The following is a 12983-nucleotide window of genomic DNA, read 5'->3' on the forward strand; positions in this document are numbered from 1 at the left end:
GTCGGCTCCCCTGTTGGTTCCTCTGTCGGTTTCCCTGTTGGTTCCGGCAGCGCTTTCGGCATCTTTTCCGTCGTCCGCACTCACTACCCCCCTCTCTCTCCGCCCCTGGGCATACGCCTCGGCAGCGGCTCGGTTCTCGACGGCACCGGCGGCGGGCCGGTGGCCGTCGTACGGCCGGGGGTGACACGCGGCGCGGTGCTGGGCCGGCCGCCGGGTGCGGTCGGGGTCCCCCATCGGAGGAGCCCGAGCGTCTCCATGCGGATCAGGTCCAGCATCACGGCGTACAGTCCGCGCCCCAGCGCGAAGGCGATGTCCCGGGCCGTACGGCGCCCGTTGACCTGGTTCAGAACGTCCTCGTGCCGACCGGACAGCGGTCCCTCCACGACCCCTGTGCCCGGTGTGGGGCGCGCGCGGGCGAGTTCGCCCGGGGGTCCCCACAGACGGCTGAGCAGCGCGATGCGCCGCGTGGTCTCGTCGGTCAACTGCCGCGGTTCCACGCCGGGCCGGACACGGAGAGCCGGTTCCGGGGCGCTCAGCTCCCAACTGCCCGGCGCGCCCAGCGACATGGCGAAGGCCGCGTCGAACACGGCGGCCGTGCAGACGACTTCGAGTTCGGCGGCGCCCACCAGCCCGTCGGCCACCAGACGTTCACCGAGCAGGTCGGGGTCGGGCTGTGCGGCGCACGCGGCGAGCCAGGCCTCGTCGTCGATCCGGCCGGAGGTCAGCAGGGCCGAGGTGGCGGTCGGCGCGCCCGGTGTCTCCACCGCGCCCACCAGACCGGCTCGTAGGTGAATCGTGCCACCAGGCATGCCCGCGACCCGTACCGTGCCGCTGAACTCCTCCTCGCGCAGCCCCAGGAGCAGCGCGGGCAGGTTGCGCGCGGCGGACGCGTTCATGCGCTCACCCGCGCTCTCGGGCCGGCCACGCCGAGGATGCCGGTCATGCGAGCACCTCGTCGGCCAGGTCGCCCATACTGCGCGCGGCGAGGGCGAGATTGGCCCGCTCGCGGTCGAGTCCGGCCGTCAGCAGCAGCGGGTCGCCGGCTTGGCGGCCCACCGCGAGCAGGACCTGATGGCGGCGCACGCTGGTCGTGACGACACTCTCCAGCTCGCCCTCGGCACCCGCCCGGCCCAGCCGGTCGGCGACGAGGGAGGCGAACTCGGAACTCTCCTGACCGTCGCCGGCCTCGGTGACGTCTCCCGCCACTCCGTAGGTGAGGCCGGTGACGGCGTCGACGAGGGCGACACCGGTGACGCCGGGGGAGTCGAGGAACCGGGCCAGCGAAGCCTCAACTGCCGTCGTCATTTCGCCATTCCCCCTTCACGTACGACCGTTGCACAGTACTTTGAACGACAACTTTCGTAACACACACCAAAGTTGATGTTTTGCGACCCGCAAGTCGCTTGAGTTCGATCGTAGTTGCACGGACAGCGACCGGTCAGCGTCACTGAGGAATTGGGGCAGCAAGAATGAACATCGAGACAGCGCTCAAGGAAGTCATGACCGTCGACGGGGCGCTCGGAGTGGCGCTCGTCGACTACGACAGCGGGATGTCGCTCGGCACCCTCGGCGGCGGCCCGGGCCTCGACCTGGAACTGGCGGCGGCGGGCAACACCGAGGTCGTACGGTCGAAGATGCGCACGCTGGCCTCGCTGGACATGGACGACACCATCGAGGACATCCTGATCACGCTGGGCAGGCAGTACCACCTGATCCGCCCGCTGGCCAGCAGCAAGGGCGCGCTCTTCCTGTACGTCGCGCTCGACCGGTCGCGCAGCAACCTGGCGCTGGCCCGGCACAGCCTGAAGCGGATCGAGAACGGCCTGGACGTCTGAGGACGTCCAGGCCGGAAAGCGGCGATCGGCCCCGCCGAGCGGGGCCGATGGCGGTTCGAGAGCGTCAGCCCTCGGTGGCGATGTCGTGCTCGGGCACGGTCTGGCCGGAGCGGATCATGTCGAGCCGCCCCATCACCTTGGCGCGCAGATCGGTCGGCACGTCGTCCTGACCGCAGCAGCGCTTGACGAGCTTCTTCACGGCCTGTTCGAGCCCGTACTTCTCCAGGCACGGAGAGCACTCCTCGAAGTGGACCTCGAACTTGGTGCAGTCCGAGTCCGGCATCTCCCGGTCGAGGAACTCGTAGAGATGATCGAGTACTTCACTGCAGTCCGTCTCGTGCGGCTCTCCGCAGCTCATGAGCCCGAGCCTTTCGCTTCGTTCGACTCTCCGGCACCGGCCGGGACCAGGCCACGGTCACGGGCGTAGTCCTCCAGCATGCCGCGCAGCTGGCGACGGCCGCGGTGCAGTCGGGACATCACCGTACCGATGGGTGTCCCCATGATGTCCGCGATCTCCTTGTACGCAAAGCCCTCTACGTCCGCGAGATACACCGCGATCCGGAATTCCTCCGGGATCGCCTGAAGTGCTTCCTTGACGTCCGAGTCGGGCAGGTGGTCGAGCGCCTGCGACTCGGCCGAGCGCAGACCGGTCGACATGTGCGACTCGGCGCGCGCGAGCTGCCAGTCCTCGATCTCCTCGGCCGCACTGCGCTGGGGCTCGCGCTGCTTCTTGCGGTACGAGTTGATGAACGTGTTCGTGAGGATGCGGTACAGCCACGCCTTGAGGTTGGTGCCCTCACGGAACTGGTGGAAGGACGCGTACGCCTTCGCGTACGTCTCCTGCACCAGGTCCTCGGCGTCGGCCGGGTTGCGCGTCATGCGCAGCGCGGCCGAGTACATCTGGTCGAGGAATTCGAGCGCGTCCCGCTCGAAGCGCGCGCTGCGCTCCGCGGTCGACTCACTCCTGCCCGGGCCCTCGGGCTGCTCCGCCTGGCCGTGTTCGGTCCCTGCGTCGGTCCCAGTGACCGGACCCACCTCCTCCAATGACGTTGCGAGACCGAAACCGATCCCACTCGAATCGGAGGATAGACGAACATCGTGTCCGCCCGCCGCCCGAATAGGGGCGGTCTTCGCCGCGTGCAGGACCGTCCAGTCCAGGTCAGCGCTGCTGCGGCGATTCGGGCAGATGGTCGAACCCATGCGGCGGACTTCCTCTCGTACGACGGTCACCACACGCTTGTGGTATCTGATCCGCACAACAGCAGTCCGCCGCCCGGCATTCCCGGCCGTCACCCGAGTGACGCGGTCCACTCCACGACCCGCCCCGTGATCAACGCCACGGCCTCGTCCTGCCCGAGGGGTGCCCTCTTGGGCACGGCGAAACCATGATCGCCGTACGGCACCTCCGCCAACTCGAAGTCCCCCGCCGGGAACTCGTCCGGCTTCCCGAACGGATCGTTGCCGCCCTGGACGACAAGGGTGGGCACCCCGGCCCCGAGCAGCTCGTCGGCCCGCGACTTCTCGGGCCTGCCCGGCGGGTGCAGCGGGAAGGAGAGCGCGAGCACGGCGACGGCGCCCAGTTCCCCGGCGGTACGACAGGCCACGCGGGCCCCGGCGCTGCGCCCACCGGCGATCACCGGCAGCCCGGCCTCGGCGAGCGCGGGCCAGATCCCCCGCCACCCCACGTCCAGCGTCTTCGGCGCGGGCGCCACCTTCTTCCCGGCCACCCGCCAGGGCTGCTCGACGAGCGCGACGGTGACGCCGTGCGCGGGCAGCTCCCCGGCGAGCGCCTGAAGATCGCGGGCCTCGATGCCGCCCCCGGCGCCATGACTGACGGCGAGGACGAGGCGCTGCTGCGGGGCCGGGTGCCAGGTGATGCGAGCGGGACCGGCGTCGGTCTCGACGGTCTGGATACGTGTGTTGGTTGGGCTCACGTCAGAAGAGTGTGCCCTCCTCGGGCCCCTCCAGCTCGGTCAGCAGCTCCGGTCCGTTGTTGCGGACGTTGCTGACGGCCGTGGAGACGGGGTACGCGCGCATCAGCCCGGCGGGCGGCGGCGCGAGCAGCTCGCGCAGGTCGTCCACGTCCGTATGAGCGGGGTCGAGCCAGGCGTCCCAGTGGTCCGGGGTGAGCATCAGGGGCATCCGGGGGTGGATGTCGGCCAGGGCGCGCGGGCCCTCGGCGGGGCCGACGGCGAGCGGGGAGGTCTCGGCCTCGGTGGTGATGACCGAGCACGTCACCCACCAGGCCTGCGGGTGGTCGTCGGGCAGGGTCCGGTCCCGCCAGAACTCGTACAGCCCCGCCATCGCGAAGACCGACCCGTCGGCGGGCGTCACGAAGTACGGCTGCTTGCGGGGCCGCTTCTTCTTCCCCTCGACCTCCAGCTCCCGCTCGCCGGCCGCGGTGACCCACTCGTAGTAACCGTCGGCGGGCAGGATGCAGCGCCGGGTGGTGAAGGCCCGCCGGTACGAGGGCTTCTCGTGGACGGTCTCGGCGCGCGCGTTGATCATCCGGGCGCCGCCTTCGGGGGTCTTGGCCCAGGACGGCACAAGCCCCCACTTCAACTTCCGCAGCTGCCGAACCGGCTTCGGATCCTCGGCGTCCTTGAGAGGACGGTCGAGTACCGCGTAGACCTCTTTGGTCGGGGCCACGTTGTAGTCGGGGGCGAGTGTCTCCTCGGGATCCCACTTGTCGATCTCAAAGACTCCTGCGAGATCCTCGGGCGCACGACTCGCTGCATACCTACCGCACATACATGTCACACTGCCAGATTCGACGCGACACTAGGGAGCCTCCGCCGACAATGGACAGCACCGCATCCACCTCGCTGGCCGGCCTCTGGGACGAGATCTTCGGCAGCCAGCCCGACCCCGACCTGTGGGTGGTGATCGCGACCCTGGTGGCCGCGCTCGCCGTGACCGTCCCGCATCCCCTGTGGCGCCTCTCGCGCAACGCCATCACCATCGCGCACGAGGGCGGCCACGGTCTGGTCGCGCTGCTGACCGGCCGTACCCTCACCGGCATACGCCTGCACTCCGACACCAGCGGCCTCACGGTCAGCCGGGGCAAGCCGCACGGCATAGGCATGATCCTGACGGCCGCGTTCGGCTACACGGCTCCCCCGCTCCTGGGCCTGGGCGGCGCCGCCCTGCTGGCCGCAGGCCACATCACGGCTCTCCTATGGCTGGCGACAGTCCTGCTCGTCGCGATGCTGGTGATGATCCGCAACGCGTACGGCGCCCTGACGGTGTTCATCTCCGGCGGCACCTTCCTGGCGGTCTCCTGGCTGACCGGCCCCCAGATCCAGGCGGCCTTCGCCTACGCGGTGGTCTGGTTCCTGCTGCTGGGCGGAGTCCGCCCGGCCTTCGAACTCCAGGCAAAACGCCGCAGGGGCGGAGCAGGCGACTCGGACGCAGACCAACTCTCCCGCCTGACCCACGTCCCAGCAGGCTTGTGGCTCTTCCTGTTCCACGCGGTAAGCCTGTGCTCACTGATAGGCGGGGGCAGGTGGCTCCTGGAGGTGTGAGCCGGGTGGCGAGGGGAGGGCGGGGCCTGCGCGGACGCGGGGCCTAGGCGGATACGGGGCATGGGCGCGGATGACGCCGCCCCGAAGGGGCAGGCGTTTAGGGGCGCGGGGAACTGCGCGACCAGCCACAACGCGCCCGCACCCGACAACGAACCCACCTTCCCCAGCCAAACCCGACACACCGAACCCCCACTAAAGTGACCCCATGGCCCCGAACCCCGCAGACACCGCCCTCTGGCCCGCCCCGCACGCGAGCGGAGCCGTCGACGCGACGGTCCACGTGCCCGGTTCCAAGTCCGTCACCAACCGCGCCCTCGTCCTCGCCGCCCTCGCCTCAGAACCGGGCTGGCTGCGCCGCCCCCTCCGCTCACGCGACACCCTCCTCATGGCCGGCGCCCTCCGCACCATGGGCGTAGGCATCGAGGAGGGCGTCGGCCCCGACGGCACCGGCGAGACCTGGCGCGTACTCCCCGCAGGCCTCCACGGCCCCGCCACGGTGGACGTCGGCAACGCCGGCACCGTGATGCGTTTCCTCCCCCCGGTCGCCGCCCTCGCCGACGGCCCCATCCGCTTCGACGGCGACCCCCGCTCGTACGAACGCCCCCTCAACGGCGTCATCGACGCCCTGCGCGCCCTCGGCGCCCGCATCGACGACGACGCCCGCGGCACGCTCCCCCTCACCGTGCACGGCAGCGGCGCCCTCGACGGCGGCCCGGTGTCGATCGACGCGTCCTCGTCCTCGCAGTTCGTGAGCGCCCTCCTCCTCTCCGCCCCCCGCTTCAACCAGGGCGTCGAGGTCCGCCACACCGGCGCGACCCTGCCCTCACTCCCCCACATCCGCATGACCGTCGACATGCTCCGCTCGGTCGGCGCCCAGGTCGACACCCCGGAGTCGGGCGGCGAACCGAACGTCTGGCGGGTCACCCCGGGCGCCCTGCTCGGCCGCGACCTGACCATCGAGCCGGACCTCTCCAACGCCCAGCCCTTCCTGGCGGCGGCCCTGGTGACCGGCGGCAAGGTGACCATCCCCGACTGGCCGGCCCGCACCACGCAGCCCGGCGACCGGCTCCGCGAGATCTTCACGGAGATGGGCGGCTCCTGCGAACTCACCGAGTACGGCCTGGAGTTCACCGGCTCCGGCGCGATCCACGGCATCGACGTGGACCTGAGCGAGGTCGGCGAGCTGACCCCGGGCATCGCCGCGGTCGCGGCCCTCGCGGACTCCCCCTCCACCCTCACCGGGGTGGCCCACCTCCGCCTCCACGAGACGGACCGCCTGGCGGCCCTCACCAAGGAGATCAACGAACTCGGCGGCGATGTGACCGAGACCGCCGACGGTCTGCACATCCGCCCGCGCCCCCTGCACGGCGGCACCTTCCACACGTACGAGGACCACCGCATGGCGACAGCCGGCGCGATCATCGGCCTGGCGGTGAAGGACGTGCAGATCGAGAACGTGGCGACGACGGCGAAGACCCTCCCGGACTTCCCCGATCTGTGGACCGGAATGCTCGGGAACTGACGGGCGGACCTGGATCATGCGCCGCTACGGCAAGAACACCGACGAGGACGACATCCGCTCCCGCCCGAACCCCAAGGGCAACCGACCCCGTACGAACATCCGCCCGAAGCACGAGGACGCCGCCGACGGCATGGTCCTCACCGTCGACCGGGGCCGGCTGACCGTCCTGGTCGACGACCGGATCGTCATGGCGATGAAGGCCCGCGAACTGGGCCGCAAGGCCGCGGTGGTCGGCGACCACGTGTCCGTCATCGGCGACCTCTCCGGCAAGAAGGACACCCTGGCCCGGATCGTCCGCATCGGGGCGCGCACGTCCCTCCTGCGCCGCACGGCGGACGACGACGACCCCTACGAGCGCGTGGTCGTGGCCAACGCCGACCAGCTCGCCATCGTCACGGCCCTCGCGGACCCGGAACCCCGCCCCCGCCTGATCGACCGCTGCCTGGTGGCGGCGTACGCCGGCGGCCTGACCCCCCTCCTCGTCCTGACCAAGTCGGACCTCTCCCCGCCCGACAAGCTCCTGGAGCTGTACGGCGCCCTGGACATCCCGTACGTCGTCACGAGCCGCCAGGAGCTGGAGGACGGGACCGCTGTCGCCCGCGTACGCGAGCAGCTGGACGGCAAGATCACGGCGTTCGTCGGCCACTCGGGCGTGGGCAAGACGACCCTGGTCAACGCTCTCGTGCCGAACGACCAGCGCCGCTCGACGGGCCACGTCAACGCGGTCACGGGCCGCGGCCGTCACACCACCACCTCCGCCCTCGCCCTCCCCCTCTCGGGCGACGCGGGCTGGGTGATCGACACCCCGGGCGTACGTTCGTTCGGACTGCACCACGTCGACCCGTCCCTGGTGATCCACGCCTTCCCCGACCTCGAACCGGGCACGGAGAACTGCCCGCGCGCGTGCAGCCACGACGAGCCCGACTGCGCCCTGGACGAGTGGGTCGAGAAGGGCCACGCGGACCCGGCGCGTCTCTACTCGCTGCGCCGACTGCTGTCGACCCGGGAGCGCACCGAAGGCGACTGACCTCCGCGTTGTTTGGCCGACACTGCGACCGGTAAGTGCATAATCGCACCGAGCCGGATCCGAGCGGGACGAAGCAGTCGACGCGGTACACGGGAGGACAAGACATGGCGTGGCTGCTGGTCGTCGTGGCGGGACTCCTGGAAGTCGGATTCGCGGTCTGCCTGAAGTTGTCCCACGGCTTCACCCGTCTCTGGCCGACAGCGGCCTTCTGCGTCTTCGCCCTCGGCAGCTTCGGCCTGTTGACCCTCTCCCTGAAGAGACTCGACGTGGGCCCGGCGTACGCGGTGTGGACCGGCATCGGCGCGGCGGGCACTGCGATCTACGGAATGATCTTCCTGGATGACCTGGTGTCCGTCCTGAAGATCGTCTCGATCAGCATGGTCATCATCGGTGTGATCGGCCTGCAACTGTCGGGCTCGTCGCACTAGAGCCGGCCCAGGACCGGTCCTGCGGGGTCAGTTCCAGACAGCGGAACCGGCCGACCTCTGCAGCACACTCCCCACGAGATCGGCGACACCGCCCTCCCCCGGAGGCGCGGCGACACAGGACAGGGCGAGCCGGACGGCCAGTTCGCAGGTGCGGGACATCTCGACCGCCTCCGACTTGGCCGCGCCGGGACCGGACAGCACCGTCACGGCACGGTCGCGGACGAGCGCCACGAACTCGCCGGGCGAGGGCAGCGGCCCGTCGGCCCGCCGCTGCGCGGGCACCGAGGCGGAGGACGGCACGGCGGACAGCGTCGGCGAGGGCAGCCGTTCGCTCCAGCAGCCGGTCAGCAGGGCCCGTACGAGCACGCTGTCGCGGGCGGACGCCGTGGTCCACTCGGCGGCGGCCGTGAGCCGCTCCCGCGCACCGGCACCCGGGTCGGCGGGCCCGGTGAGCGCCCGTTCGACGCCCGCGAGGTAGGCGTCGGCCTCTCTGCGCACCAGGGCCCGGGCGAGCCCGTCCTTGCTGCCGAACTCGTTGTACAGCGTCTGCCGGGACACTCCGGCGGCCACCGCGACGTCGACCATCCGTACCGCGGACCACGGACGGCGCGCGAGCGCCGTGTAAGCGGCGTCCAGCAGGGAATCCCGCGCTGCGGGCATCATCGGCCTCCCAGGGGCGAGCGGCTCTGCGCCCCAGGTTTGACGCGGACGGAGTCACTGTCAAGGGTTCGCGGCAGCGCCAGGGGGCGCGTATCGACATTCGCACCCCGGCCAGGACCGGGCAGGGGCCGAACAACTGCGGGTAACCGCACCCATGGCCCCTGTAGCCGGGCGGCAGGCGTGAAAGATACGGTTCGCCTATGCCCGACTATCACGATGACCTGCGCCTTGCCCATGTCCTCGCGGACGCCGCCGACGCCACGACGATGGGCCGGTTCAAGGCACTCGACCTCAAGGTCGAGACGAAGCCGGACATGACCCCGGTCAGCGAGGCGGACAAATCCGCCGAGGAACTGATCCGGGGCCAGTTGCAGCGGGCCCGTCCACGCGACGCGATCCTCGGCGAGGAGTACGGCATCGAGGGCACGGGCCCCCGCCGCTGGGTGATCGACCCGATCGACGGCACCAAGAACTACGTCCGCGGGGTGCCCGTCTGGGCCACGCTGATCTCCCTGATGGAGGCGGCCGAGGGCGGTTTCCAGCCGGTCGTCGGCGTCGTGTCGGCCCCCGCCCTGGGCCGCCGCTGGTGGGCGGCGAAGGGCCACGGCGCCTACACCGGCCGCAGCCTCTCCTCGGCGTCCAGGCTGCGCGTCTCGGGCGTCTCCAAGATGTCGGACGCGTCGTTCGCGTACTCGTCGCTCACCGGCTGGGAGGACCGCGGTGTACTGGGCGGCTTCCTGGACCTGACCCGCGAGGTGTGGCGCACGCGCGCGTACGGCGACTTCTGGCCGTACATGATGGTCGCCGAGGGCTCGATCGACATCTGCGCGGAGCCGGAGCTGTCCCTGTGGGACATGGCGGCCAACGCGATCATCGTCACGGAGGCCGGCGGCACGTTCACCGGCCTCGACGGCCGCCCGGGCCCGCACAGCGGCGACGCGGCGGCATCGAACGGCCACCTCCACGACGAGATGCTGGGCTACCTGAACCAGCGTTACTGACGCCCCTCTTGTTGACCGTCTCTTTAACTGCCACTCTGAAGTTCCCCCCACTTGTGAACTTGTGAAATCCTGAACAAGGAAGTGAACAGGGGCGGGAACTCTATAGGAGGTGGCTCCACCCCATGCTCGTACGTGACGCCATGAGCACCGTGGTCCTCACCATCGGCCCCGATCACACACTCCGCCAGGCCGCCGCACTGATGGCCGCGCGCCGTATCGGCGCGGCGGTGGTCCTCGACCCGGACGCCGGCGGAATCGGCATCCTCACCGAACGCGACATCCTCAACTCCGTAGCCCTGGGCCAGAGCCCCGACACGGAACGCGCCCACGCCCACACCACCAACGACGTAGTCTTCGCGGCCCCCTCCTGGACCCTGGAGGACGCGGCACATGCGATGGCCCACGGCGGCTTCCGCCACCTCATCGTCCTGGACGACACCGGCGAGCCCACGGGCATCGTCTCGGTCCGCGACATCATCCGCTGCTGGGCCCCGACACGCCTGAGGGCCGGAGCCCTGTAACGGACTCCGACCCTCAGTTCAAAGTAGCGGGGACAGGATTTGAACCTGCGACCTCTGGGTTATGAGCCCAGCGAGCTACCGAGCTGCTCCACCCCGCGTCGGTAAACCCAACGTTACGTCAGCCCAACCAACAAAGGCAAATCACTTACGTTCAGCACCGACCGGGGCACCACCAGCCTGTCCGGCGTTTGAGGACGAGCACGTCCAGCCCGCCCCTCTCTCCCACCAACCCGCCACACCCCCACCCAGCCCGTCCGGCGTTTGAGGACGAGCACGTTCAGCGCGAAGGGGGGTCTGGGGGCGCAGCCCCCAGGAACGGGATGGGACGGGTAGGGGCGGCGGGGGCGAAAAAAACCAACGCCCCCCGCTCAAGCGGACAGCTCCTCCCGCAACGCATCCCGCAACCGAGCCGCCCGCTCAGCGACCTCCCCCGGCCCAAGAGAAACCGCGAGATCAGCCCACCGCTGCCCCTCCGCCAACTCCCCCCGCCGCGCATACACCAGCGCCAACCTCAACGCCGCCCGCCCATGCCCCGCCTCAGCCGCCCGAGCCCACCACACAGCCGCCTCGGGCTCACTCCCCTCACGGGCCAACAACAGCCCCAGGTTGAACGCCCCGTTTCGAGAACCGGCCTCAGCCGCCGCCCGGTACCACCGGGCCGCCTCCACCACGTCCCCCCGAGCCGACGCCAGCATCCCCACCCGCACCTGCGCCCGCCGATGCCCCTGAGAAGCCGCCCGCTCGTACCACTCCTCGCACTCGGTCTTCTCGTGCGCGATCTCACCCAGCTCGTGCGCGGGCGCAGGCGGACGCCGCGCGTCGAGCACCGCGGCCAGCCGATAGGCCGCCTCGGCGCTCCCCCCACCCGCCGCACACCGCAGATACCGCTCCGCGTCCCGCTCGTCCCCGTCCCGCAGCCGCGCGGTACCGACCTGAAGCGCCGCCTCGGTGTGCCCGGCGCCGGCGGCACGCTCGTACCACCCCAGCGCGGCATCGTCCTCGCCTCGCCCGGCGTACAGGATCCCGAGGTTGAAGGCGGCGTCCACGCTCCCCGCCTCGGCCGCCTTGGAGAACCACGGCTCGGCCCCCGACGTGTCCCCGCCCTGCAGCAGCAGAATGGCGAGCGCGTTGGCGGCCTCACGGTGCCCGGCGTACGCGGCCCGCCGGTACCACTGCTCGGCCTGCGCGGTACGTGCCTGCTCGGCGCAGAGCAGACCGAGGTTGTACGCGCCGTTGACATCCCCCGCGTCCATCGCCGCGCGGTACCACCGCTCGGCGGTCTGGGTCTCACCGCGCTCGGCGTGCAGCGCGCCCAGCGCGTTGGCGGCGTTGCCGTCCCCGTCCTGGGCGGCCCGCAGCCACCACACGGCGGCGCTCTCGGTGTCCCCCGCGTCCCGCAGCAGGAACCCGAGCGCGCACGCGGCCCGGGCCTCGCCGTCCTTGGCGGACGTCAGATACCAGCGCCCGGCCTCCTTGAGTTCACCGCGCTTCTCCAGAATGGCCCCGAGATGCAGCGCGGCCCGCTGATGCCCCCGAGCGGCGGCCTGCCGATACCACTGCTCGACCTCTCCTGCACCGCTCTCGGAACCCTCGCCCTCGCCACCCTCCGCGGCCTTCCGGTCCAGCGCACGGGCCAGCCGATAGGCGGCCTCCCGATGCCCCCGCTCGGCAGCGACCCGCATCCACTGCTCGGTGGCCGCGTCCCCGCGGTGCTCCAGCAGATCGGCGAGCGCGTACGCGCCCAGCACATGCCCCTGCTCGGCGGACTGGCGCAGCCAGTACTCGGCGGCCGGTTCGTCACCGCGCTCACGGTGGTGGCGGCCGAGGGCGTGCGCGGCGGGGGCGGAGCCGGCGACGGCGGCGATCCGCCACCAGCCGGCGGCGTCGTCGGCGTACCCGCGCTGATGGAGGAGGACACCGAGGTTGTTGGCGGCGGCACGGTCACCGGCCGCGGTGGCGGCACGCAGTTGAGGCTCGGCTCCGTCGAGATCACCACGGCGCAGCAGCATGGCTCCGAGGACACTCATCGCCTCGACATCGCCGGCTTCGGCGGCGAGCCGTTGACGTGCCTCTTCTACCGCCTCGCCGGTTTCGTCCCGGTCGGAAGGCTGCACAAATCGCCCTGTCTCCAACAGAGTTGCCTTGTCCCCCATAACGTCCATCGTCGCACCACCTGCAACCTGGGTACACCTGGTATACCGCAGTCAGTGAGGTCTCTACAGCGTTTTGTCGACATGCCCACAGAGAGACAAGTCAAACACAGTTCCCTTCAACTGCCCCGGGAAGACGCGGCCTTCACCATGTCGGCACATGCGTTCGCACAACGCGAAGGCCCGGATCCTTGGAGGATCCGGGCCTTCGCGATCAGTAGCGGGGACAGGATTTGAACCTGCGACCTCTGGGTTATGAGCCCAGCGAGCTACCGAGCTGCTCCACCCCGCGCCGTTGTGTTGCAACCGTACCAC

The 12983-nt window shown here is 70.6% G+C and carries 15 protein-coding genes and 2 tRNA genes; 7 read left to right on the forward strand and 10 right to left on the reverse strand.

Features of this window, described 5'->3' with window-relative positions; genetic code table 11:
• Nucleotides 1–83: 83 nt before the first annotated feature.
• Nucleotides 84–896: a hypothetical protein gene (locus tag OG787_RS14970; RefSeq protein WP_369035903.1), complete on the reverse strand. Its 813-nt coding sequence runs from the start codon at nucleotides 894–896 to the stop codon at nucleotides 84–86.
• A gap of 43 nt (nucleotides 897–939) precedes the next feature.
• On the reverse strand, nucleotides 940–1305 hold the full coding sequence (locus tag OG787_RS14975) for a hypothetical protein (protein WP_369035904.1): 366 nt from the start codon (nucleotides 1303–1305) through the stop codon (nucleotides 940–942).
• A gap of 164 nt (nucleotides 1306–1469) precedes the next feature.
• Between OG787_RS14975 and OG787_RS14980 the strand changes: the two genes are divergently transcribed.
• Nucleotides 1470–1835: a hypothetical protein gene (locus OG787_RS14980; RefSeq protein ID WP_366879837.1), complete on the forward strand. Its 366-nt coding sequence runs from the start codon at nucleotides 1470–1472 to the stop codon at nucleotides 1833–1835.
• A gap of 64 nt (nucleotides 1836–1899) precedes the next feature.
• On the opposite strand, the gene rsrA is transcribed toward OG787_RS14980, so the two are convergent.
• The 4 genes from rsrA to OG787_RS15000 form a co-directional block, all read right to left on the reverse strand.
• Nucleotides 1900–2193 carry a mycothiol system anti-sigma-R factor gene (gene rsrA / locus OG787_RS14985; protein WP_369035905.1) on the reverse strand — a complete coding sequence of 98 codons (294 nt, stop codon included), beginning with the start codon at nucleotides 2191–2193 and terminating at the stop codon, nucleotides 1900–1902.
• Nucleotides 2190–2870, reverse strand: a complete 681-nt coding sequence (sigR, locus tag OG787_RS14990; RefSeq protein ID WP_055524911.1) for an RNA polymerase sigma factor SigR — start codon at nucleotides 2868–2870, stop codon at nucleotides 2190–2192. The genes rsrA and sigR overlap by 4 nt, the downstream gene beginning before the upstream one ends.
• Before the next feature lie 254 nt (nucleotides 2871–3124).
• The gene (locus OG787_RS14995; protein ID WP_405535480.1) at nucleotides 3125–3769 is read right to left on the reverse strand and encodes an alpha/beta family hydrolase; all 645 of its coding nucleotides are present in this window, start codon (nucleotides 3767–3769) and stop codon (nucleotides 3125–3127) included.
• A 1-nt stretch (nucleotide 3770) separates the two neighbouring features.
• Nucleotides 3771–4586, reverse strand: coding sequence for an SOS response-associated peptidase (locus OG787_RS15000; protein ID WP_369035907.1), 816 nt, complete (start codon nucleotides 4584–4586; stop codon nucleotides 3771–3773).
• 50 nt (nucleotides 4587–4636) lie between these two features.
• Between OG787_RS15000 and OG787_RS15005 the strand changes: the two genes are divergently transcribed.
• The 4 genes from OG787_RS15005 to OG787_RS15020 all read left to right on the forward strand — a co-directional run bounded on the left by OG787_RS15005 (nucleotide 4637) and on the right by OG787_RS15020 (nucleotide 8336).
• Nucleotides 4637–5359, forward strand: a complete 723-nt coding sequence (locus OG787_RS15005) for a M50 family metallopeptidase (RefSeq protein ID WP_235474963.1) — start codon at nucleotides 4637–4639, stop codon at nucleotides 5357–5359.
• A gap of 205 nt (nucleotides 5360–5564) precedes the next feature.
• Complete coding sequence (aroA, locus tag OG787_RS15010; RefSeq protein ID WP_369035908.1) at nucleotides 5565–6881, forward strand: 3-phosphoshikimate 1-carboxyvinyltransferase; 1317 nt, start codon at nucleotides 5565–5567, stop codon at nucleotides 6879–6881.
• 16 nt (nucleotides 6882–6897) lie between these two features.
• Nucleotides 6898–7908, forward strand: a complete 1011-nt coding sequence (gene rsgA / locus OG787_RS15015) for a ribosome small subunit-dependent GTPase A (protein ID WP_369035909.1) — start codon at nucleotides 6898–6900, stop codon at nucleotides 7906–7908.
• A 104-nt stretch (nucleotides 7909–8012) separates the two neighbouring features.
• The gene (locus OG787_RS15020; RefSeq protein WP_235474966.1) at nucleotides 8013–8336 is read left to right on the forward strand and encodes a multidrug efflux SMR transporter; all 324 of its coding nucleotides are present in this window, start codon (nucleotides 8013–8015) and stop codon (nucleotides 8334–8336) included.
• Between the two features lie 27 nt (nucleotides 8337–8363).
• Here OG787_RS15020 and OG787_RS15025 read toward each other — a convergent pair whose 3' ends face one another.
• Nucleotides 8364–8996, reverse strand: coding sequence for a TetR/AcrR family transcriptional regulator (locus OG787_RS15025; protein ID WP_369035910.1), 633 nt, complete (start codon nucleotides 8994–8996; stop codon nucleotides 8364–8366).
• A 200-nt stretch (nucleotides 8997–9196) separates the two neighbouring features.
• Here OG787_RS15025 and hisN point away from each other — a divergent pair, with 200 nt between their 5' ends.
• Both hisN and OG787_RS15035 read left to right on the forward strand, forming a co-directional pair.
• Nucleotides 9197–9997, forward strand: coding sequence for a histidinol-phosphatase (gene hisN / locus OG787_RS15030; protein WP_235474968.1), 801 nt, complete (start codon nucleotides 9197–9199; stop codon nucleotides 9995–9997).
• A 122-nt stretch (nucleotides 9998–10119) separates the two neighbouring features.
• Nucleotides 10120–10518: a cyclic nucleotide-binding/CBS domain-containing protein gene (locus tag OG787_RS15035; protein WP_389348650.1), complete on the forward strand. Its 399-nt coding sequence runs from the start codon at nucleotides 10120–10122 to the stop codon at nucleotides 10516–10518.
• 24 nt (nucleotides 10519–10542) lie between these two features.
• On the opposite strand, the gene OG787_RS15040 is transcribed toward OG787_RS15035, so the two are convergent.
• From OG787_RS15040 to OG787_RS15050, 3 genes are all read right to left on the reverse strand, one after another.
• Nucleotides 10543–10616 (reverse strand) — tRNA-Met (locus OG787_RS15040).
• A gap of 270 nt (nucleotides 10617–10886) precedes the next feature.
• Entirely contained in the window at nucleotides 10887–12680 is a 1794-nt protein-coding gene (locus OG787_RS15045; RefSeq protein ID WP_405535481.1) for a sel1 repeat family protein, read from the reverse strand.
• Nucleotides 12681–12886: 206 nt separating this feature from the next.
• Nucleotides 12887–12960, reverse strand: a tRNA-Met gene (locus tag OG787_RS15050).
• Between the last annotated feature and the right edge of the window lie 23 nt (nucleotides 12961–12983).

This window comes from Streptomyces sp. NBC_00075 (assembly GCF_045041225.1).
In the GTDB taxonomy this organism is placed as follows: domain Bacteria; phylum Actinomycetota; class Actinomycetes; order Streptomycetales; family Streptomycetaceae; genus Streptomyces; species Streptomyces adonidis.

Excerpts from the sequence above, each read along its gene's own strand:
- OG787_RS15020 (WP_235474966.1), top strand. The coding sequence starts at position 8,013 with ATGGCGTGGCTGCTGGTCGTCGTGGCGGGACTCCTGGAAGTCGGATTC.
- OG787_RS15045 (WP_405535481.1), bottom strand. The coding sequence starts at position 12,680 with ATGGACGTTATGGGGGACAAGGCAACTCTGTTGGAGACAGGGCGATTT.
- OG787_RS14970 (WP_369035903.1), bottom strand. The coding sequence starts at position 896 with ATGAACGCGTCCGCCGCGCGCAACCTGCCCGCGCTGCTCCTGGGGCTG.
- aroA (WP_369035908.1), top strand. The coding sequence starts at position 5,565 with ATGGCCCCGAACCCCGCAGACACCGCCCTCTGGCCCGCCCCGCACGCG.
- OG787_RS14980 (WP_366879837.1), top strand. The coding sequence starts at position 1,470 with ATGAACATCGAGACAGCGCTCAAGGAAGTCATGACCGTCGACGGGGCG.
- OG787_RS15025 (WP_369035910.1), bottom strand. The coding sequence starts at position 8,996 with ATGCCCGCAGCGCGGGATTCCCTGCTGGACGCCGCTTACACGGCGCTC.
- hisN (WP_235474968.1), top strand. The coding sequence starts at position 9,197 with ATGCCCGACTATCACGATGACCTGCGCCTTGCCCATGTCCTCGCGGAC.
- rsrA (WP_369035905.1), bottom strand. The coding sequence starts at position 2,193 with ATGAGCTGCGGAGAGCCGCACGAGACGGACTGCAGTGAAGTACTCGAT.
- rsgA (WP_369035909.1), top strand. The coding sequence starts at position 6,898 with ATGCGCCGCTACGGCAAGAACACCGACGAGGACGACATCCGCTCCCGC.
- OG787_RS15000 (WP_369035907.1), bottom strand. The coding sequence starts at position 4,586 with ATGTGCGGTAGGTATGCAGCGAGTCGTGCGCCCGAGGATCTCGCAGGA.
- OG787_RS14975 (WP_369035904.1), bottom strand. The coding sequence starts at position 1,305 with ATGACGACGGCAGTTGAGGCTTCGCTGGCCCGGTTCCTCGACTCCCCC.
- OG787_RS15005 (WP_235474963.1), top strand. The coding sequence starts at position 4,637 with ATGGACAGCACCGCATCCACCTCGCTGGCCGGCCTCTGGGACGAGATC.
- OG787_RS15035 (WP_389348650.1), top strand. The coding sequence starts at position 10,120 with ATGCTCGTACGTGACGCCATGAGCACCGTGGTCCTCACCATCGGCCCC.